General features: G+C 61.5%; 17 protein-coding genes. 13 read left to right on the forward strand and 4 right to left on the reverse strand.

From position 1 onward, the window contains the following. Positions 1-65 precede the first annotated feature (65 nt). The 10 genes from BLW50_RS22820 (at position 66) to BLW50_RS22865 (ending at position 9,786) form a co-directional block, all read left to right on the forward strand. Positions 66-1,232, forward strand: a complete 1,167-nt coding sequence (locus tag BLW50_RS22820; RefSeq protein WP_090706971.1) for a Rieske 2Fe-2S domain-containing protein — start codon at positions 66-68, stop codon at positions 1,230-1,232. 115 nt (positions 1,233-1,347) lie between these two features. Next, positions 1,348-2,247: a VOC family protein gene (locus BLW50_RS22825; protein WP_090706973.1), complete on the forward strand. Its 900-nt coding sequence runs from the start codon at positions 1,348-1,350 to the stop codon at positions 2,245-2,247. Positions 2,248-2,257: 10 nt separating this feature from the next. Next, positions 2,258-2,638: a nuclear transport factor 2 family protein gene (locus tag BLW50_RS22830; protein WP_090706974.1), complete on the forward strand. Its 381-nt coding sequence runs from the start codon at positions 2,258-2,260 to the stop codon at positions 2,636-2,638. 33 nt (positions 2,639-2,671) lie between these two features. Next, complete coding sequence (locus BLW50_RS22835) at positions 2,672-3,481, forward strand: SDR family NAD(P)-dependent oxidoreductase (RefSeq protein ID WP_090706976.1); 810 nt, start codon at positions 2,672-2,674, stop codon at positions 3,479-3,481. Positions 3,482-3,824: 343 nt separating this feature from the next. After that, on the forward strand, positions 3,825-4,160 hold the full coding sequence (gene rsfS, locus BLW50_RS22840; RefSeq protein ID WP_348272861.1) for a ribosome silencing factor: 336 nt from the start codon (positions 3,825-3,827) through the stop codon (positions 4,158-4,160). A 174-nt stretch (positions 4,161-4,334) separates the two neighbouring features. Further along, positions 4,335-4,817 (forward strand): 23S rRNA (pseudouridine(1915)-N(3))-methyltransferase RlmH, encoded by a 483-nt coding sequence (rlmH, locus tag BLW50_RS22845; RefSeq protein ID WP_090706978.1) that lies wholly within the window; start codon positions 4,335-4,337, stop codon positions 4,815-4,817. 160 nt (positions 4,818-4,977) lie between these two features. Further along, positions 4,978-6,405 carry a murein hydrolase activator EnvC family protein gene (locus BLW50_RS22850; protein WP_090706980.1) on the forward strand — a complete coding sequence of 476 codons (1,428 nt, stop codon included), beginning with the start codon at positions 4,978-4,980 and terminating at the stop codon, positions 6,403-6,405. Beyond that, positions 6,402-7,865, forward strand: coding sequence for a S41 family peptidase (locus BLW50_RS22855; protein WP_090706981.1), 1,464 nt, complete (start codon positions 6,402-6,404; stop codon positions 7,863-7,865). The genes BLW50_RS22850 and BLW50_RS22855 overlap by 4 nt, the downstream gene beginning before the upstream one ends. A gap of 153 nt (positions 7,866-8,018) precedes the next feature. After that, positions 8,019-9,260 carry a divergent polysaccharide deacetylase family protein gene (locus tag BLW50_RS22860; RefSeq protein WP_170850304.1) on the forward strand — a complete coding sequence of 414 codons (1,242 nt, stop codon included), beginning with the start codon at positions 8,019-8,021 and terminating at the stop codon, positions 9,258-9,260. Positions 9,261-9,282: 22 nt separating this feature from the next. Beyond that, positions 9,283-9,786: an RNA pyrophosphohydrolase gene (locus tag BLW50_RS22865; protein ID WP_090709559.1), complete on the forward strand. Its 504-nt coding sequence runs from the start codon at positions 9,283-9,285 to the stop codon at positions 9,784-9,786. Between the two features lie 59 nt (positions 9,787-9,845). On the opposite strand, the gene BLW50_RS22870 is transcribed toward BLW50_RS22865, so the two are convergent. Then, positions 9,846-10,436 carry an acyloxyacyl hydrolase gene (locus BLW50_RS22870; protein ID WP_090706985.1) on the reverse strand — a complete coding sequence of 197 codons (591 nt, stop codon included), beginning with the start codon at positions 10,434-10,436 and terminating at the stop codon, positions 9,846-9,848. A gap of 209 nt (positions 10,437-10,645) precedes the next feature. On the opposite strand from BLW50_RS22870, the gene BLW50_RS22875 reads away from it, so the two are divergent. The 3 genes from BLW50_RS22875 to BLW50_RS22880 all read left to right on the forward strand — a co-directional run bounded on the left by BLW50_RS22875 (position 10,646) and on the right by BLW50_RS22880 (position 13,125). After that, positions 10,646-11,935, forward strand: a complete 1,290-nt coding sequence (locus BLW50_RS22875; protein ID WP_090706988.1) for an NCS2 family permease — start codon at positions 10,646-10,648, stop codon at positions 11,933-11,935. A 262-nt stretch (positions 11,936-12,197) separates the two neighbouring features. Next, positions 12,198-12,401 carry a hypothetical protein gene (locus BLW50_RS30475; protein WP_139267711.1) on the forward strand — a complete coding sequence of 68 codons (204 nt, stop codon included), beginning with the start codon at positions 12,198-12,200 and terminating at the stop codon, positions 12,399-12,401. A gap of 130 nt (positions 12,402-12,531) precedes the next feature. After that, positions 12,532-13,125 (forward strand): hypothetical protein, encoded by a 594-nt coding sequence (locus tag BLW50_RS22880; RefSeq protein WP_139267712.1) that lies wholly within the window; start codon positions 12,532-12,534, stop codon positions 13,123-13,125. A gap of 4 nt (positions 13,126-13,129) precedes the next feature. Here BLW50_RS22880 and BLW50_RS22885 read toward each other — a convergent pair whose 3' ends face one another. From BLW50_RS22885 to BLW50_RS22895, 3 genes are all read right to left on the reverse strand, one after another. After that, positions 13,130-14,116: a tripartite tricarboxylate transporter substrate binding protein gene (locus BLW50_RS22885; protein WP_210186114.1), complete on the reverse strand. Its 987-nt coding sequence runs from the start codon at positions 14,114-14,116 to the stop codon at positions 13,130-13,132. 143 nt (positions 14,117-14,259) lie between these two features. Next, a complete protein-coding gene (locus tag BLW50_RS22890) occupies positions 14,260-14,496 on the reverse strand; it encodes a hypothetical protein (RefSeq protein WP_090706994.1) in 237 nt (78 codons plus the stop codon). A 218-nt stretch (positions 14,497-14,714) separates the two neighbouring features. Next, the gene (locus tag BLW50_RS22895; protein WP_090706996.1) at positions 14,715-15,413 is read right to left on the reverse strand and encodes a class I SAM-dependent methyltransferase; all 699 of its coding nucleotides are present in this window, start codon (positions 15,411-15,413) and stop codon (positions 14,715-14,717) included. Positions 15,414-15,442 lie beyond the last annotated feature (29 nt).

Genomic DNA, 15,442 nt, shown 5'->3' on the forward strand with positions numbered 1-15,442 from the left:
ATGGTTTTCTTCATCCGCAGTGAGGCGAAGGCAATTCGCATCGCTGCGCAAAGTGGAGGAAGACGATGGGCGTGGGAACGATGCAGCTGCGAAGCAAGAGCATGGATTATGCCTCGGCGGGGCCTGACACCATGGGTGGACGCTTTCTGCGAAAATTCTGGCAGCCGGTCTATATGTCGAACAGCCTGGCGAAGGGCACGGCGCGGCCGATCTTGATCATGGGCGAGAAGTTCACGCTCTATCGCGGGGAATCGGGCACGGCTTTCGTTGTCGATCAACGTTGCGCCCATCGCAGCACGCAATTGTCGACAGGCTGGGTGCGCGGCGACAATATCCGCTGTTTCTATCATGGCTGGACATTCGATGGCCGTGGCGCCTGCGTCGAGCGTCCGGGCGAAGTGCCGTCCGGCGCCGCGCCTGGCGTGCGCATCAAGGCCTATCCGACCCAGGAGCACATGGGCCTGATCTATGCCTATTTCGGCGAAGGTGAGCCGCCGGCCTTTCCGCCCTTCCCGGAATTTGAAGGCGAAGGCGTGGTCGAGAACATGATGGAAGAGTTTCCCTGCAACTGGTTCCAGACTTATGAGAACCAGGCGGACGAGGCGCATCTCTCCTTCGTTCACAGTCCCAGCGGATCGCACAATGCGCTTGGACGCGACCAGATCAAGATCCCCGAGTCGTCGGCGGAAGAGATGCCGTTTGGCATGGTGCGCTATAGCCGCGTCGGCGAAGGCAAGCGCCGCTCGACACTCTATCTGTTTCCCAACACCATGCGCATCATCATCCCGCCCTTCGGCGGTCTGCCCATCGGCGGCTGGCGTGATTCCTATCTGACCTTGGTGCCAACCAGTGACGAAAGCCATATTCTGTTCATGACGCAGTTCGCCCGCGTGGCGGCGGCGGACAAGGCGGCCTATGCCGAAGCGGCCGCGAAGAATGATCAGAACATCAAGGCGGCGCGGAAGCTTGCCGATATCGCCCGGGACATTCTCGACGGCAAAGCTGTGCTGGAGGATTTCCGCGATCACCCGCGGTTCCTTTTGATCGAGGACGCGGTTGCTCAGGGCGGACAGGGATGGATCGTCGATCGCAGCCAGGAGCATCTCGGCCGCACCGATATCTGCATCGTGCGCATGCGACGGCTGTTCGATCGCGAATTGAACGCCATCGCCGAGGGCGAGGCGACCAAAGACTTCCGCTATTCCGGCGAGCCGCCGGAGCTTGGTTTCTAAGCGGAACGTGGTCCAAAGCCTGCGGGTGGCGCGATCCCGGAAGGGTCGTGCTCCTGCAGGCGCGCCTCTTCTCGCCCCGCCAGCTAACTCATAAATCGTCGAGGGAAGAAACAGCATGCAGCCATTGGTTCATCGTCTAGGGCATATCGCTCTCAATGTTCGCGATCTCGATGTCGCCATCCGCGATGCGATCGATGTCATCGGCCTTGCGTTGGTGGAGAGGACCGCGACGGCGGCGCTCCTGACCTCCAACACGCGGCACGCGGAACTGGTGCTTCATCAAGCGGGGGCAAACGAGGTTCACCGGATCGGTTTGGAGGCACGATCGGCCGAAGCCGTTGAAGAAGTCGAGAAACGGGTCAAGGCTGAAAAGCTCCGTATCCTGTCCGACAAGCCTTCCCTTCCGGCGATCGAGCGTGCCGTGACGTTCTCGTCCAGCGAGGGTCACATCATCGAGGTCCATACACCGATGGCGACTGATCGGCCGCAGCGTTACGTCGGTGCGGGTATCCATCCCCGCTACCTGGATCACGTCAACCTTGCCGCGCAGGATCCCGAAAGAATTGTCGGTGAATTGAACCGCACGCTTGGTTTGCTGCTGTCCGAGCGCACACGAGGTTATGAGCTTGCCTGGATGCGTGCGGGCGATGGCCGTCATCACACGGTAGGTGTCTTGAAGGGGCGGTCGGGCATTCATCACTATAGTTGGGAGTTTGCTGACTTTGCCGACTTCAAGCGCCTTGGCGATGTTCTTGACTCTCTTGATCGTGTTCTTGCGTGGGGCCCAGGTCGGCATGGCGCTGGCGACAATATCTTTTCCTATTACGTCGATGCGAGCGGCTTTATGGTGGAGTGTACCGCTGAGATGGAAGTGATTGCCGATCCGAATTTCCAGCCGCGCATTGTCGACCCGGGTGAAAACCTCTCAAACTACAAGGTCGTCAACCGTTGGGGCATCTTGCCGTCGCAGGCGTGGATGTCGCATCACAGTGATTTCGCGCATCGTCCGGCCTAGGGATTACGTCATGATCAGCGACCAAACGCAGATGATCCATGATCTTGAGGCACGGCGTTACATCGCGATGTTGGCTGGTGATGCAGATACCTTGGCCGAACTTTGTTCCTCCAATCTCATCTATACCCATTCGCAGGGTGATCGGGATGATCGGGAAAGCTATCTCTCAAAGGTGATCGGCGGCTTCTTCGTCTATCGAGAGATTGCCCATCCAGCCGATCGCATTCTGGTTTGTGGCGATGCTGCTTTAGTCACAGGGCGCATGACAGCGCGCGTCAGTGTCGCGGGTGAAGAGCGCCGCATCGACAATAGTTATCTCGCTGTGTGGTTGCGCGAGGACGGCCTCTGGAAATTCGCCGCCTATCAGCCGACGCCGTTACCGCAAGGCTAGGGCACGATAAATCGACACAGGAGAGGAAGAGCGATGAAAACAGGGCTCAAGGATCGGTCGGCGGTGATCAGCGGCGGGAGCAAGGGGATCGGCAAAGCGATCGCCCGATCGCTCGCCGCTGAAGGTGTTCACGTTGCTCTGCTGGCAAGGTCTGAAGAGGAGGTCTCTGTTGCTGCTGCGGAGATTGCCGCGGAGTTTGGCGTCATCGCTGTGGGCCTGCCGACTGATATCACCAAGACCGATGCGCTCAAGGCCGCTGCGGTCCGTTTGCAGGGCATGGCTGAATTCAAGACGATCCATATCATCGTCAACAATGCCGCCGGCCCGATCACCAGTCTGGAACGGCAAATCGTGTGGTCTGACGACGAATGGATGTCGGCGATCGACGTCAAGACCGTCGGCGCTCTCCGGATTATTCGCGAATTCCTGCCGATGCTAGCCACCGACGGGTCCGGTCGCGTGATCAACGTCGCCGGTGCCTCGGGCGTTGCGGTGTGGAGCCCGGCGCTGCTCCACGGCATCAACAATGCGGCGGTTATCTACGCCACGGGCTTCCTGGCAGCCGACCTTGCGCCGTCCCGCGTCACCGTCAACGCGATCATCCCGGGTCTTGTGGCCACGGAATTTCGGCAAGACTGGGCGCAAAATCTGGGAGAGCAGCAAGGTAAGACCAGCGACCAGGCTATTTCCGAGCTTTGCAAGGCCAAGGGCATCTTGCTCGGCCGCATGGCGGAGATGGAAGAAATCGGTGATCTCGCTGTTTTTCTCGCTTCCGATCGTGCGTCCTATATCACCGGTGCCAAAATACCCGTCGATGGCGGTTTCCTGGTCAATGCGCGCTGAACGGAAATCTTTCCTCGCACTGGGCTCGGCCCTGTCTGTGGGGGCGGCCCCCCTGCGGCAACCTGTCCTGCTATCCGATGGGGGCAGGTGAAGGGCGCAAGTGTGTTGCTCCGCCGCATCATTTTCGGCTGATTTTGCTTACACGCGACCCGTGAGCGGCCAATAACCGGCCTGTGAATTGAAATTGTCGCGAATCGGGTCCATGTATTAAAGCATCGCGCTAGTTTTGATTGAGGCGCGAGCTCAAGGAGAAGTCGCACTGACAAGCACCGTTCATCTGGAAGCAGCCCTGGTGCCGCTTCGCCCGGTTCCCTCGCCGCGTGGCCTAGAGACCGGAAGCCTAGTGCAGAACGTGTTGCAGAGCCTTGAAGACCTGAAGGCGGAAGAGATCATCTCTATCGAACTCGCCGGCAAAACGACCCTCGCGGACACGATGATTATCGCGTCCGGGCGGTCGAATGTGCATGTGGGCGCGATCGCCGAAAGCGTCGTAAGGGCGTGCAAGGATGCCGGCATTGGTTCGCCGCGCATCGAAGGCGTGCCGCATTGTGATTGGGTGGTGGTGGATGCGGGCGATCTGATCGTCCATGTCTTCCGACCGGAAGTCCGCAAATTCTACAATCTGGAAAAGATGTGGAGCGGCGACCGGCCAAACGAGGCTGAGGCGCGCCGATCCTGATCGGTGACACCCAGCCCTGATCGCCTGATCGCTTGTCCATGCCCGTATGAGGCGGGTAGCGGACAGAGGGTTGCGCAGACGGCCGCCGCGCATTTGCGGCGGGAGATGAGTTTGCGCATCCCGGTGCCGATCGTGCGGTCTTGAAAAACAAGCGCCTATGACCATCATGGTTCTGTGAAAATCATCCTTGCAGCCGTTGGCCGCCTGAAGAATGGGCCCGAGCGCGAGCTCTGCGCCCGCTATCTTGAGCGCGCGCAGGCCAGCGCGCGCGGCGTGGCGCTCACCGGCGTCGAGATGAAAGAGATCGACGAAGGCCGCGCCCGCCGTGTCGAGGATCGCAAGGCGGAGGAGGCGCGTGTGCTCGCCGGGCTCATCACCGACGGCGCCCGCCTGATCGTTCTCGATGAGCGCGGCCGGCCTCAAAGCAGCGCCGAATTCGCCGCCGATATTGGTCGGGCCCGCGACGATGGCATGCCCGCTTATGTGTTCGTCATTGGCGGCCCGGATGGGATCGATCCGGATCTGCGCGCCCGCGCTCACAAGGTCATCGCCTTTGGCGCCATGACCTGGCCGCATCAGCTCGTGCGCATCATGGCGGCGGAGCAGATTTATCGCGCCATCACCATTCTTGCCGGCCATCCCTATCATCGGGTGTGAGCCACGTTTGCGCTGCCTGTATCAGCACGTTGGCATTTCGCGCGAAAATGCTCCCATGCCATTATGGTGGCTGCGAATCGCCACAATCGGCATTCATCTCGTGAAAGCGCCCCCGAACCGGCCGCGGGCCGCGCGAACGTTCAAAGGCCGGTGAGAGCCCATGCAGCGTAGTTCGTCCCTTCTTTCGGCGTCCGGCGTTCGTCGGTCCCGCCCTGCTGGGGTTTTGGCCGCGACTTTGTCCGTGGCGTTCGGCCTGGTGGCCGTGCAAGGGCGCGCGCAGCCCGCACCGCAGGGCGGCCAGCCTGCTTCCTCTAGTCCTGCGCCCGCAGGTTCGGCTGCCAGTGCTGCTCCTTCTTCCGCTGCCGAGCGCAGCCGGATCGAAATGCGCCAGGAAGAATTGCGGGCGATTGAGCAGGGGTTGCGCTTGTCGGACGAACAGCGGCGCAAGATTGAAACCGAACTCGAAGCGATCAAGACCGATCGCGCCCAGCTCAACACGGCCCTGGTCGAAACCACGGCGAAAGTGCAGGCCGCCGAGCGCAGCATCAGCGAGGTCGAACGTCGGCTCGAAAGTTCGGTGAATGCCGAGCAGGCGATCCGCAAGTCGCTCGAGGCGCGGCGCGGCGTCATCGCCGAAATCCTCGCCAGCCTGCAGCGCATGGGTCGCAATCCGCCGCCGGCGCTGCTGATCGCGCCCGAAGATATTCTGAAAGCGATCCGCACCGCGATGATGCTTGGCGGCGTGGTGCCGGAACTGCGCGCGGAAACGCAGGTTCTGGTCAATGATCTCAATGATTTGGTCGAATTGCGCAAAGCCATCGCGGTCGAGCGTGAGCGCCTCGACGGCGAGGTGAGGGCGATGGCGGCCGAGCGTCAGCGGCTCGCCGGCCTTATCGACGCGCGCCGCGCCACCATGGGGGAGACGGAACAGGCGTTGCAGACCGAGCGCGGCAAAGCGCAGCAGCTCAGCCGTCAGGCGCTTGATCTCAAGGATTTGATCGGCCGTATGGAGGCCGAGGTGGAGAGTGCCCGCAGGGCCGCCGAGGCCGCCAAAAAGGCCGAAACCGACCGTCAACAGATGGCGGCGATCAAGCCGCCGGATCCTCGTAAACCGGCCGATTCTTCGCGTCTGCAACCGGCAATGGCCTTTTCCGAGGCCAAAAACATGCTTCCCATGCCGGTTTCGGGCTCGATCGTCAAAAAATTTGGCGAGCCCGACGGGTTCGGCAGCGCCGAGCGCGGGCTTTATATCGGAACACGACCAGGTGCGATCGTGGCCTCGCCAATCGACGGTTGGGTGCTATTTTCGGGTACTTTCCGTACCTATGGACAATTATTAATCATCAACGCCGGCGGCGGATATTATATACTGCTCGCTGGAATGGCTCGGAACAATGTGGAGGTTGGCCAGTTTGTCCTTTCGGGCGAACCTGTTGGGCTCATGGGAGACGCGTCGGCAACAAACGCCGCCGCCCTTGCCATTGGCGCGACTCAACCCATTCTCTATGTAGAGTTTCGAAAAGACGGGACGGCCATAGATTCATCGCCCTGGTGGGCGAAGCCGGTAGCTGAGAAGGTTCGCGGATAATGCGGAAACTATCCCTCATTTTATTGAGCGCAGCAGTTGGTGCCGGAGCGGCCACCGCCGTTACGCAGGTCGGGTTTGTCGATGGCATGGCGGCGCGCGCCGCAGTCTCGGAGACCTACAAGAGCCTGAACCTGTTCGGTGACGTCTTTGAGAAGGTGCGCACCGACTATGTCGAGAAGCCCTCCGAGCAGAAGCTGATCGAGTCGGCCATCAATGGCATGCTCACCAGCCTCGACCCGCATTCGAGCTATATGGACGCCAAGAGCTTCCGCGACATGCAGGTGCAGACGCGCGGTGAGTTCGGCGGTCTTGGTATCGAAGTGACCCAGGAAGACGGGTTCGTGAAGGTGGTGACACCGATCGACGATACGCCGGCTTCACGCGCCGGCATCATGGCCGGTGACGTGATCACCGCCATCGATGACGAGCAGACGCAAGGTCTGACGCTGAACCAGGCGGTCGACAAGATGCGCGGCGCCATCAACACCGCGGTCAAGCTGACTGTGATGCGCGGGCCGGGGCGTGAGCAGAAAGAGTTCCGCATCACCCGCGATCGGATTCAGATCAAGGCCGTGCGCTCGCGCATGGAAGGCGATGATGTCGGCTATATCCGCGTCACCCAGTTCAACGAGCAGACCTTCGATGGGCTGAAAAGCGCCATCCAGAAGATGCAGGCCGATAAGCCGGGCGATCAGCTCAAGGGCTTCGTCATCGATCTGCGCAACAACCCAGGTGGTTTGCTCGACCAGTCGATCTATGTGTCGAACGCCTTCCTGGAGCGTGGCGAGATTGTCTCGACGCGCGGCCGTAACGCCGAAGAGACGCAGCGTTACAATGCCAAGCCTGGCGGCGAGCTGGCGAAGAACAAGCCGATCGTCGTTTTGATCAACGGCGGTTCGGCTTCGGCTTCGGAAATCGTGGCTGGCGCTCTGCAGGACCATAAGCGGGCGACCATTCTGGGCACGCGCTCCTTCGGCAAGGGGTCGGTGCAGACGATCATCCCGCTCGGCCAGAACAATGGCGCGCTGCGGCTGACCACGGCGCGCTACTACACGCCGTCCGGCCGTTCGATCCAGGCCAAGGGCATCGATCCCGATATCCAGATCCTGCAGGAAGTGCCGGACGAGTTTAAGGGCCGCGACTCCACCAAGGGTGAAGCGGCGCTGCGTGGCCATTTGAAGAATGGCGACGACGAGAAGGGCGGTTCGCAGGCCTATGTCCCGACCGATCCGGCCAAGGACAAGCAGCTGATCGCCGCTACCGAACTGCTGCGTGGCAGCAAGAAGGCGGCCGAGCTCGTCGAGCAGAACAAGGCGGAATTGATGGCTGCGGCGCAGACATCGCCCCCCGCGCAAGCGCAGACTCCGGCGCCTGCTCCGGCTGCCCCGACCCCGGGCGCTGCCGCCCCCGCCGCGCCCGCCCCGGCGCCGGTGGAGAAGCAGCCCGAAACGGTGAAGTAAGACGATCCGCGTCTGGTACGTGTGCCTGACGCGGAAAGGTTGAAGATTTCAACTCGACTGGCCCGGCGTGTCGCATGAAAATGCAGCGCCGGGCCTTTTGATTCGAAAACGCGGCGCATCTGAGAAATGGCATTGGTTGGACGGAATACTGGCATGCAGGGTCCCGATCAGGACGAATTCGACTCTCTCTCCAGTTCCCCTCTGCATGCGCCCCTTGGCCTTGAGCCACGGCGTCGCGGGCCGCCGAGCCATTTGTCGGCGCGGCAGCTGGTCGTTGGCGCCAGTGTCGTGGCTGTCGCGGGCATCGCGGTGCTGATCTGGCGCGGTAAGGATTCGATGGGCGGCGAGCCTTATGCCGTGGCGCGCATCGAGCGGGTCGCGCCGGAGAAGCCTGCCATTGTTGCTGCGCCCGTTGCGAGCGCTCCTGATGTCACCGGGTCGATCCCACCGCGCGCCAGCGGCGCCGAAGTCGAGGCCGCCGCCGGTGTGAAAGTGACCCGTGGCGGCGATGGTGGCGAGGTTCCGGCCGGGCTCATCATCCAGGTGCCCAAGACATTCGATATCCAGCTGACGCCAGCGCCAGATCGCCGCCTGGTCGAGAAGGGTCCCTATGGACCGTTGCCGAAGATGGGCGCCGACGGCACGCGAGCAGCGGATATTTATGCCCGGCCGCTGATCAGCCGCACCGATGCCCGCTCGGGCACGCCGCGCGTGGCGCTGATGGTCGGTGGCATGGGGCTGAATATCACGCTGACGCGCGAGGCGATCAACCAATTGCCCGGCGCGGTCACGCTTGGCTTCGCGCCCTATGGCAGCGATCTCGATACTTTGGTGGCGGAAGCGCGCAGCGCCGGCCATGAGGTGATCCTGCAATCGCCGATGGAAAGCTTTGGCGAGAGCGACGATCCCGGCCCCTTCGTGCTGAAGACGTCGCAAGAGAAAGCGCAGATCCTCGACAATCTGTATTGGCAGATGAGCCGCTTCCAGGGCTATGTCGGCATCGCCGGCTTCCTGGGCGGGCGCTTCACGGCGAGCGAGCCGGCGTTCACGCCGGTGCTGCGCGATATCGGGGCGCGCGGTCTGCTTTATCTCGATGACGGCAGTTCGCCGCGCTCCTTGGCCCGCTCGCTCAGCCAGACCACCAATACGTCCTTTGTCGGCGCCGATGTTCTGGTCGAAAGCCGCAATGGTGAAGAAATCGACGCGGCGCTGACGCGGCTTGAGAGCCTCGCCCGCGACAAGGGCGTCGCGGTGGGCACCGCGAACGGTTTGCCGGTGATCATCGAGCGCATTGCGCGTTTCACGAGAACGTTGGAGAACCGCGGCATAACGCTCGTTCCCGTGAGCGCGCTGGCGACACGTGCACCTTCGGTGTCTTCGCGGGCGCGCCGCTAGAGTAATTGAATTCGAGGCGATGATGGCGAAAGACGCATACCGTCCCTGTGTCGGCGTGATGCTGCTCAACCGCGACGGGTTGGCCTTCATCGGCCGTCGTCGCAACAAGAACCTGGTCGAGCATGTGGCGCCGGGGCACGAGTGGCAGATGCCGCAGGGCGGCATCGATGACGACGAGGAGCCGCTGGTGGCGGCGCGGCGCGAATTGATGGAAGAGACCAGCGTGACGTCCGCCACTTTGATCGGCGAAGCACCGGAATGGCTCGCCTACGATCTGCCCGACGACATCGCCCAGCAATCCTGGCGCGGCAAATATCGTGGCCAGATTCAGAAATGGTTCGCCTTCCGCTTCACCGGCGATGACAGCGAGATCAATATCGAACATCCGCCGGGAGGCCATAAGCCGGAGTTCGATGCCTGGCGCTGGGAGGAAATGACTCAGCTGCCATCGCTGATCATCCCGTTCAAGCGCCCGGTCTATGAGCAGGTGGTGGCGATTTTCGCGCCGCTGGCGCGTCAGGTCTGACATCAAGATATAGGTGCGTAGCTGGTGCAAATCGCGTTCCCATGGAAACGCGATTTCGCCTAGAACGACCAGGCGGCGCGCAGGCCGAAATTGGTCAGGCCGCGATTGCGCGCGCACAAGCCGGCATTCGACAGGTGTTCGACCGTGCCCATCACGGCGAGGCTGGATGTGAAGCGATAGCCCAGCGACACGCTCTCGCGGAAAGCGGCGCGGCAGCCCATGGCGTTCCGGCCTGGCACCGGTACGGCGCCGATCGTGCCGTTGTGGATGGCGCCGCCGAAAGACATTTCCGCGAACAGGCTTTGCGTCAGGTCGAACGTCCAGGTCAGGCCGGTATAGAGCGAACTGGTCTTGCCGGCGGTGTTGATCGTGGTGCCGGCATGCAGGCGCGGTGTCAGCCAGGACAGGGCGGATGGCGGCGGGTGGAAAGGTGCGAAGAGCGCTTCGGCATTGATGTCGATGCTGCCGCGTTCGGGGCTGAGGCTGTCGTGGACGAACGTGCCCAGGCGCAGTTCGTAAGTCTGGGGATTAAAGGCCGGGTTTGGCACATCACCTGCTACGGCGGTGCTGGCGGCCAGCAGCGCCGCGCATACGGATGCGAACGTTGCCGCTCGCTGGGCCGGCGCCGCGCCGCGTCCGGGCCGTCGCATGAAGAATTCCGCGCCGCTGAATCCAAGATCGGAATCAGATGGTTAATGATGTATTGACTGTGCCCTATCAGGGTTAATGAAAGGCAAATATCGCGCGCTGCTAGCCTGTGCGAAGCGACGGAAATTGTTAATAAAGTCTTGCCGTGTCGCGGAGGCTGTTGGACAGTGGCTTAAGCGATACTGGGGCATAGAAGAACGCGGGGGCGTCAATGCTGAATGACTTTTTCAAGCTCGAAGCGAATGGCACGAGCGTGCGCACTGAGGTGATCGCCGGGATCACGACCTTCCTGACGATGGCCTATATCATCTTCGTCAATCCCTCGATCCTCAGCCAGACGGGGATGGATTTCGGCGCCGTCTTCGTCGCGACCTGTCTCGCGGCGGCCTTCGGCAGCGCCTTTATGGGCCTGTTCGCCAATTATCCGATCGCGCTTGCGCCGGGCATGGGTCTCAATGCCTACTTCACTTTTGTCGTCGTCAAGAAGATGGGCTTCGCCTGGGAGACGGCGCTTGGCGCGGTGTTCATTTCCGGGCTGATCTTCTTCCTGATTTCGGCGGTGAAGTTGCGCGAATGGATCGTCAACGCCATCCCGTTGTCGCTGAAGCTTGGCATCGCGGCTGGTATCGGCCTGTTCCTCGGCATCATCGCGCTTGAGAATGCCAAGATCATTGTCGGCAACCCGGCGACCCTCGTGTCCTTGGGCGATGTCACGACACTTCCCGTGCTGCTGGCGACCATCGGCTTTGTTTTGATCGCGGCTCTGTCGGCGCGGAAAGTCACCGGAGCGATCATCATCTCGATCCTGCTGGTGACGATTGCTGCCGCCCTACTGGGCCTGACGGAGTTTAAGGGCATTGCTTCGATGCCGCCTTCGATGGCGCCGGTGTTTTTGAAAATGGACATCAGGGGCGCGTTCGAGGTCGGCCTTTGGACCATCGTCTTCGTCTTCCTCTTCGTTGATATGTTCGACAACACCGGCACGCTGATCGGCGTGGCCCATCGTGGTGGGTTTCTCGATAAGGATGGCAAACTGCCGCGTATCGGTCGCGCCTTGATGGTCGACTCGACGTCGGCTGCGGTCGGCGCCGCACTCGGTACCTCGACGACGACGAGCTATATCGAGAGCGCCGCGGGTGTCGATGCCGGCGGCCGTACCGGTCTCACCGCTGTCGTCGTGGCGATCTGCTTCCTGCTTGCCGTGTTTTTCGCGCCCTTGGCTGGCACCGTGCCGGCCTTCGCAACCGCGCCGGCTCTGCTGTATGTGGCCTGCCTGATGACGCGCAGCCTGAAGGATCTCGACTGGGAAGATACGACGGAGTTCGTCCCGGCCATCGTCACGGCGATCACCATGCCGCTCACCTACTCGATCGCCGATGGCCTCGGCATTGGCTTCATCGTCTATACGGCGATCAAGATTCTGTCCGGCCGCTGGTCAGACTTGAACCTCGCCGTGCCGCTGATCGCCATCGCCTTTCTGGTGAAGCTGGTCGTCGGCTAACTGGATACGATCCGTGAAGGCCACGGCGAACGTGGCCTTCACCATTCCAGAGTGCGGCGATGTTGCAGCGTTGCCGCGAGTTTACCGGGTGCGATTCATATCCTGAAAAGCCTGTGCGGCATCAAAGGGGTCGCGCCGGTTCAAAGTGCGACAATCGTTCAAATGCCAGCGATTCCGCTAAGCTTTGGTCAAGACTAACGCGCCAGTTTCGGCGTCTTGAGTTCCGTGTGATGGAACGGTCTGTGATCGAAGAGAGCGTCTCGTGAGCCAGCTCAAGCTTGATCCTGCCTTTAAACGGATGGCCCGGACGCCACGCGTCGGCGGCTCGGTGCCGCTGGAAACGCCGAAAGCGCCACGGCTGTCCTGGCCCAAGCTCGCCGCTTCGGCGTTCGTCTGCATCTTGGCTGGTGCGGCTGTCGTGTTGTCTTGGCCGCAGATCGCCTTCTGGCTCGGGCTGGCGCGTTGAGCGCAAGCTGAGCGCGACACCAATTCGTCCTCACGTGAAGTTGCTTTGCATCGCTCGCCTCGGCGCCTAACCATGCGAAAATCACTCACAAAAAGCTATAAGGGCCATGGGAGCCCCGGGGGAGGAAGTTATGCGATCGATGTTTTCATTTCAGGCTGTAGTCGGTCTCGCCATGCTGGGCTTTGTTGCGCCGGCGTTGGCGCAGCAGGCGACCAATATTCGCGGCACGATCACCAGTTTCGACGGCAAGGTCATCGCCATCAAGACGCAGGATAGCCGTGACATCACAGTCGATCTGCCGGAGACGGTGAATGTCGCGATCACGCGGCCCTTCACCATGGCCGATGTGAAGCCGGGGATGACGCTGGGCGTCACGACGGTGGTGCGCGACGACAAGGTCGTCGCCATCGACGTGCGGCCGATCCCACCGGCCGCACCGGCGGGTCTTTCGTCCTATGATCTGGCGCCGCAATCGACGATGACCAATGCGGTTCTGGAAGCCTCGGTCGCGGCGAGCGGCGGCAACGAGCTGACGCTCAACTATAAGACGGGAACGGTGAAAGTGCTGGTGCCGCCGGGCACGCCGATGTCGCAATCAGCGCCGGGCACGCGCGCCGATCTCAAGCCGGGCGAAACGATCTATGTCGCCGCGCGCAACGACGGTGGCAAATACACGGCCGTGCGCGTGCAGGTGTCGAAAGACGGCGTCAAGCCAACGCAATAAACGCTTATTCCACCGTAGCGCCCGATTGCTTGACGATCGGTGCCCAACGGGCGACGTCGCGGCGAATGAAAGCCGCGAAGTCGGTGAGGCTGTTGCCGGCTGGCGTCGCGCCTTCGGTCGCCATCTGGCTGCGCATCTTCGGGCCATTGAGCGCGGCGACAACGACGGCATTCAATTTCGTCGCGATCGGCGCGGGAAGGTTGGCTGGCGCGAAGAGGCCAAACCAGGCGGATGACTCGAATTGCGGAATCACTTCGCTGACGGAGGGGACATCGGGCAGGGCAGCTTGGCGGTCGAGCGTTGTGACCGCGTAGGCGCGTAGATTTCCGGCGCGGATTTGCGACAGGCCGACGACGGGGCTGATAAACATCAAATCGACGTGGCCAGCCACGACGTCAGCTATCGCCGGCGCCGTGCCTTTGTAGGGGACGTTCAAAAGATCGATGTTGGCCATGGTCTTGAATTGCTCGCCAGCCATGTGGAGAGACGAGCCGGTTCCGCCGATCGCGATGGTGAGCTTGCCCGGCTTCTGTTTCGCGAGCGCGATGAGTTCGGGGAGGGTCTTGGCGGGCACTTGCGGATGGCCAACCAGTATGTTGGGCACCGTGGCGATCATGCTGATGGGCGTGAAGTCGTTGATCGGATCGAATGGCAGCTTTGAATAGAGCGTGGCGTTGATCGTGTGGCTGGTGAAACTCATCAGCAGGGTGTGGCCATCGGGAGCGGCTTTGGCGACGAAGTCAGCGGCGATATTGCCACCGGCGCCTGGCCGATTTTCGATGATGACCGTTTGACCCAAGGCCGGCGCTATTTCAGCGGCGATGGCGCGCGCCATGGTGTCGGTCGTTCCGCCGGGAGGCGCGCCGACAAGGATCTTGATGGGCTGCGTCGATGCCAGGCCGGTTTGCGCCGGGTTCGTTTGGGCAATGGTTGGATGAGGTCCAGCGAGGATACAGGCGCCCAAAATCATCCCTAAATACTTCTGGCGCATCGTCCCCTCCGTTGTCGCACTCGTTTGCGAATGCCGATTGTCCGTTTGTAGGGAAAGGCGCTGCAAGCGGCAAGAAGTCTCAAGACGAGCAACAACGAAAGAGCCGGCTCGTATGAACCGGCTCTCTCACTCAGACACAACGGTTAACGGCAGACGCGAACCCAACCGATATAACCGGGCACCAAGCGGCAGCGCGGAATGTAAGCCATGCGGTAGCCGTAGCCACCACCATAACCCCAGCCACCACCATGGAAGTGGTGATGATGACCCCAGCCACCACCCCAACCACCACCACCCCAGCCTTTGGCGGAGGCGCTGGTGGCGGACAAGCCGACGGTGGCGAGGGCTGCAAACGAAGCGGCGAGAATGAGCTTTTTCATGACATATCTCCTAGAGTTGCGAGGGCGTGAGATATTCAAGTCCTGTGGTGATGAGGGGAGCTGCATCAGCCACGCTCGCAAGGTCTCACAGACATCGACGCATCGATGTGCAACGCCGCACAGGTCGTTCGCGTCACGAAGAAGGCGATCATCAGATCAAGTTGCCGACACCTTTGCTGTCATCTTCATCGTGCAGCTGCATGGGTGTGATGGCGAGGCTATGCGTATCCTACCCAGCCTCTGAAACTCAGGCCGGCATAGAATAGACTGACGTTTGAGAACCCCGCTTCGCGCAGCAGGGCTTCGTCTTCCTCAGGCGACAGAATGGATAGCTTGGTCGCGATCGCCTGCTTGGCGCGCTCGACGTGAGCGGGGTCGGTTCCGCTGAAGGTGACATGACGAGCGATCCATATCGACCGCTCGGGCTCGGTCTGCGGAAAACTGATGTGAGCGACGACGAATGGTGCACGCGGCACAAGGCGACGATGGATCTGGCGCAGGGTCTCGAGGCGTTGATCGCGGGACACGAAATGCAGTGTCAGCAAGCAAGTGGCGCCATCGAACGGCCCTTGCGGCGCAGTGTCGATGTAACCTTCATGAAGGTGGATGCGCGCCGCGTGCGGTGCCACGATCTGTTTCGCCACCTGGAGCATGTCGGCCGATGGGTCCACGCCATCAAACGTCCAACCGGGATGATCGTCGGCGAGCGCCTTGAGCTCCAGGCCGCCACCCGCGCCGAGCACCAGCACCCGCCCGTGGGCGGAGATGCGCTCCGCTAAAAACATCGAAGTCATGCGGAGAAGGCCGGCGAAGCCGGGAACTTGTCTGGGCGGCCCCTCGGCATAAGCGCGTGCATGGGCCGCGTTAAAGGCCGCAGTGCTGTTGGGAGCGCTCGGCAAATCGTTATCTCTTGTCATGTAACTTTTATCATTACATGATGCTTTAA

It is taken from the genome of Beijerinckia sp. 28-YEA-48, from assembly GCF_900104955.1.
Lineage (GTDB): Bacteria > Pseudomonadota > Alphaproteobacteria > Rhizobiales > Beijerinckiaceae > Terripilifer.

Excerpts from the sequence above, each read along its gene's own strand:
- BLW50_RS22820 (WP_090706971.1), top strand. The coding sequence starts at position 66 with ATGGGCGTGGGAACGATGCAGCTGCGAAGCAAGAGCATGGATTATGCC.
- BLW50_RS22825 (WP_090706973.1), top strand. The coding sequence starts at position 1,348 with ATGCAGCCATTGGTTCATCGTCTAGGGCATATCGCTCTCAATGTTCGC.
- BLW50_RS22830 (WP_090706974.1), top strand. The coding sequence starts at position 2,258 with ATGATCAGCGACCAAACGCAGATGATCCATGATCTTGAGGCACGGCGT.
- BLW50_RS22835 (WP_090706976.1), top strand. The coding sequence starts at position 2,672 with ATGAAAACAGGGCTCAAGGATCGGTCGGCGGTGATCAGCGGCGGGAGC.
- BLW50_RS22850 (WP_090706980.1), top strand. The coding sequence starts at position 4,978 with ATGCAGCGTAGTTCGTCCCTTCTTTCGGCGTCCGGCGTTCGTCGGTCC.
- BLW50_RS22860 (WP_170850304.1), top strand. The coding sequence starts at position 8,019 with ATGCAGGGTCCCGATCAGGACGAATTCGACTCTCTCTCCAGTTCCCCT.
- BLW50_RS22865 (WP_090709559.1), top strand. The coding sequence starts at position 9,283 with ATGGCGAAAGACGCATACCGTCCCTGTGTCGGCGTGATGCTGCTCAAC.
- BLW50_RS22870 (WP_090706985.1), bottom strand. The coding sequence starts at position 10,436 with ATGCGACGGCCCGGACGCGGCGCGGCGCCGGCCCAGCGAGCGGCAACG.
- BLW50_RS22875 (WP_090706988.1), top strand. The coding sequence starts at position 10,646 with ATGCTGAATGACTTTTTCAAGCTCGAAGCGAATGGCACGAGCGTGCGC.
- BLW50_RS22880 (WP_139267712.1), top strand. The coding sequence starts at position 12,532 with ATGCGATCGATGTTTTCATTTCAGGCTGTAGTCGGTCTCGCCATGCTG.
- BLW50_RS22885 (WP_210186114.1), bottom strand. The coding sequence starts at position 14,116 with ATGCGCCAGAAGTATTTAGGGATGATTTTGGGCGCCTGTATCCTCGCT.
- BLW50_RS22890 (WP_090706994.1), bottom strand. The coding sequence starts at position 14,496 with ATGAAAAAGCTCATTCTCGCCGCTTCGTTTGCAGCCCTCGCCACCGTC.
- BLW50_RS22895 (WP_090706996.1), bottom strand. The coding sequence starts at position 15,413 with ATGACAAGAGATAACGATTTGCCGAGCGCTCCCAACAGCACTGCGGCC.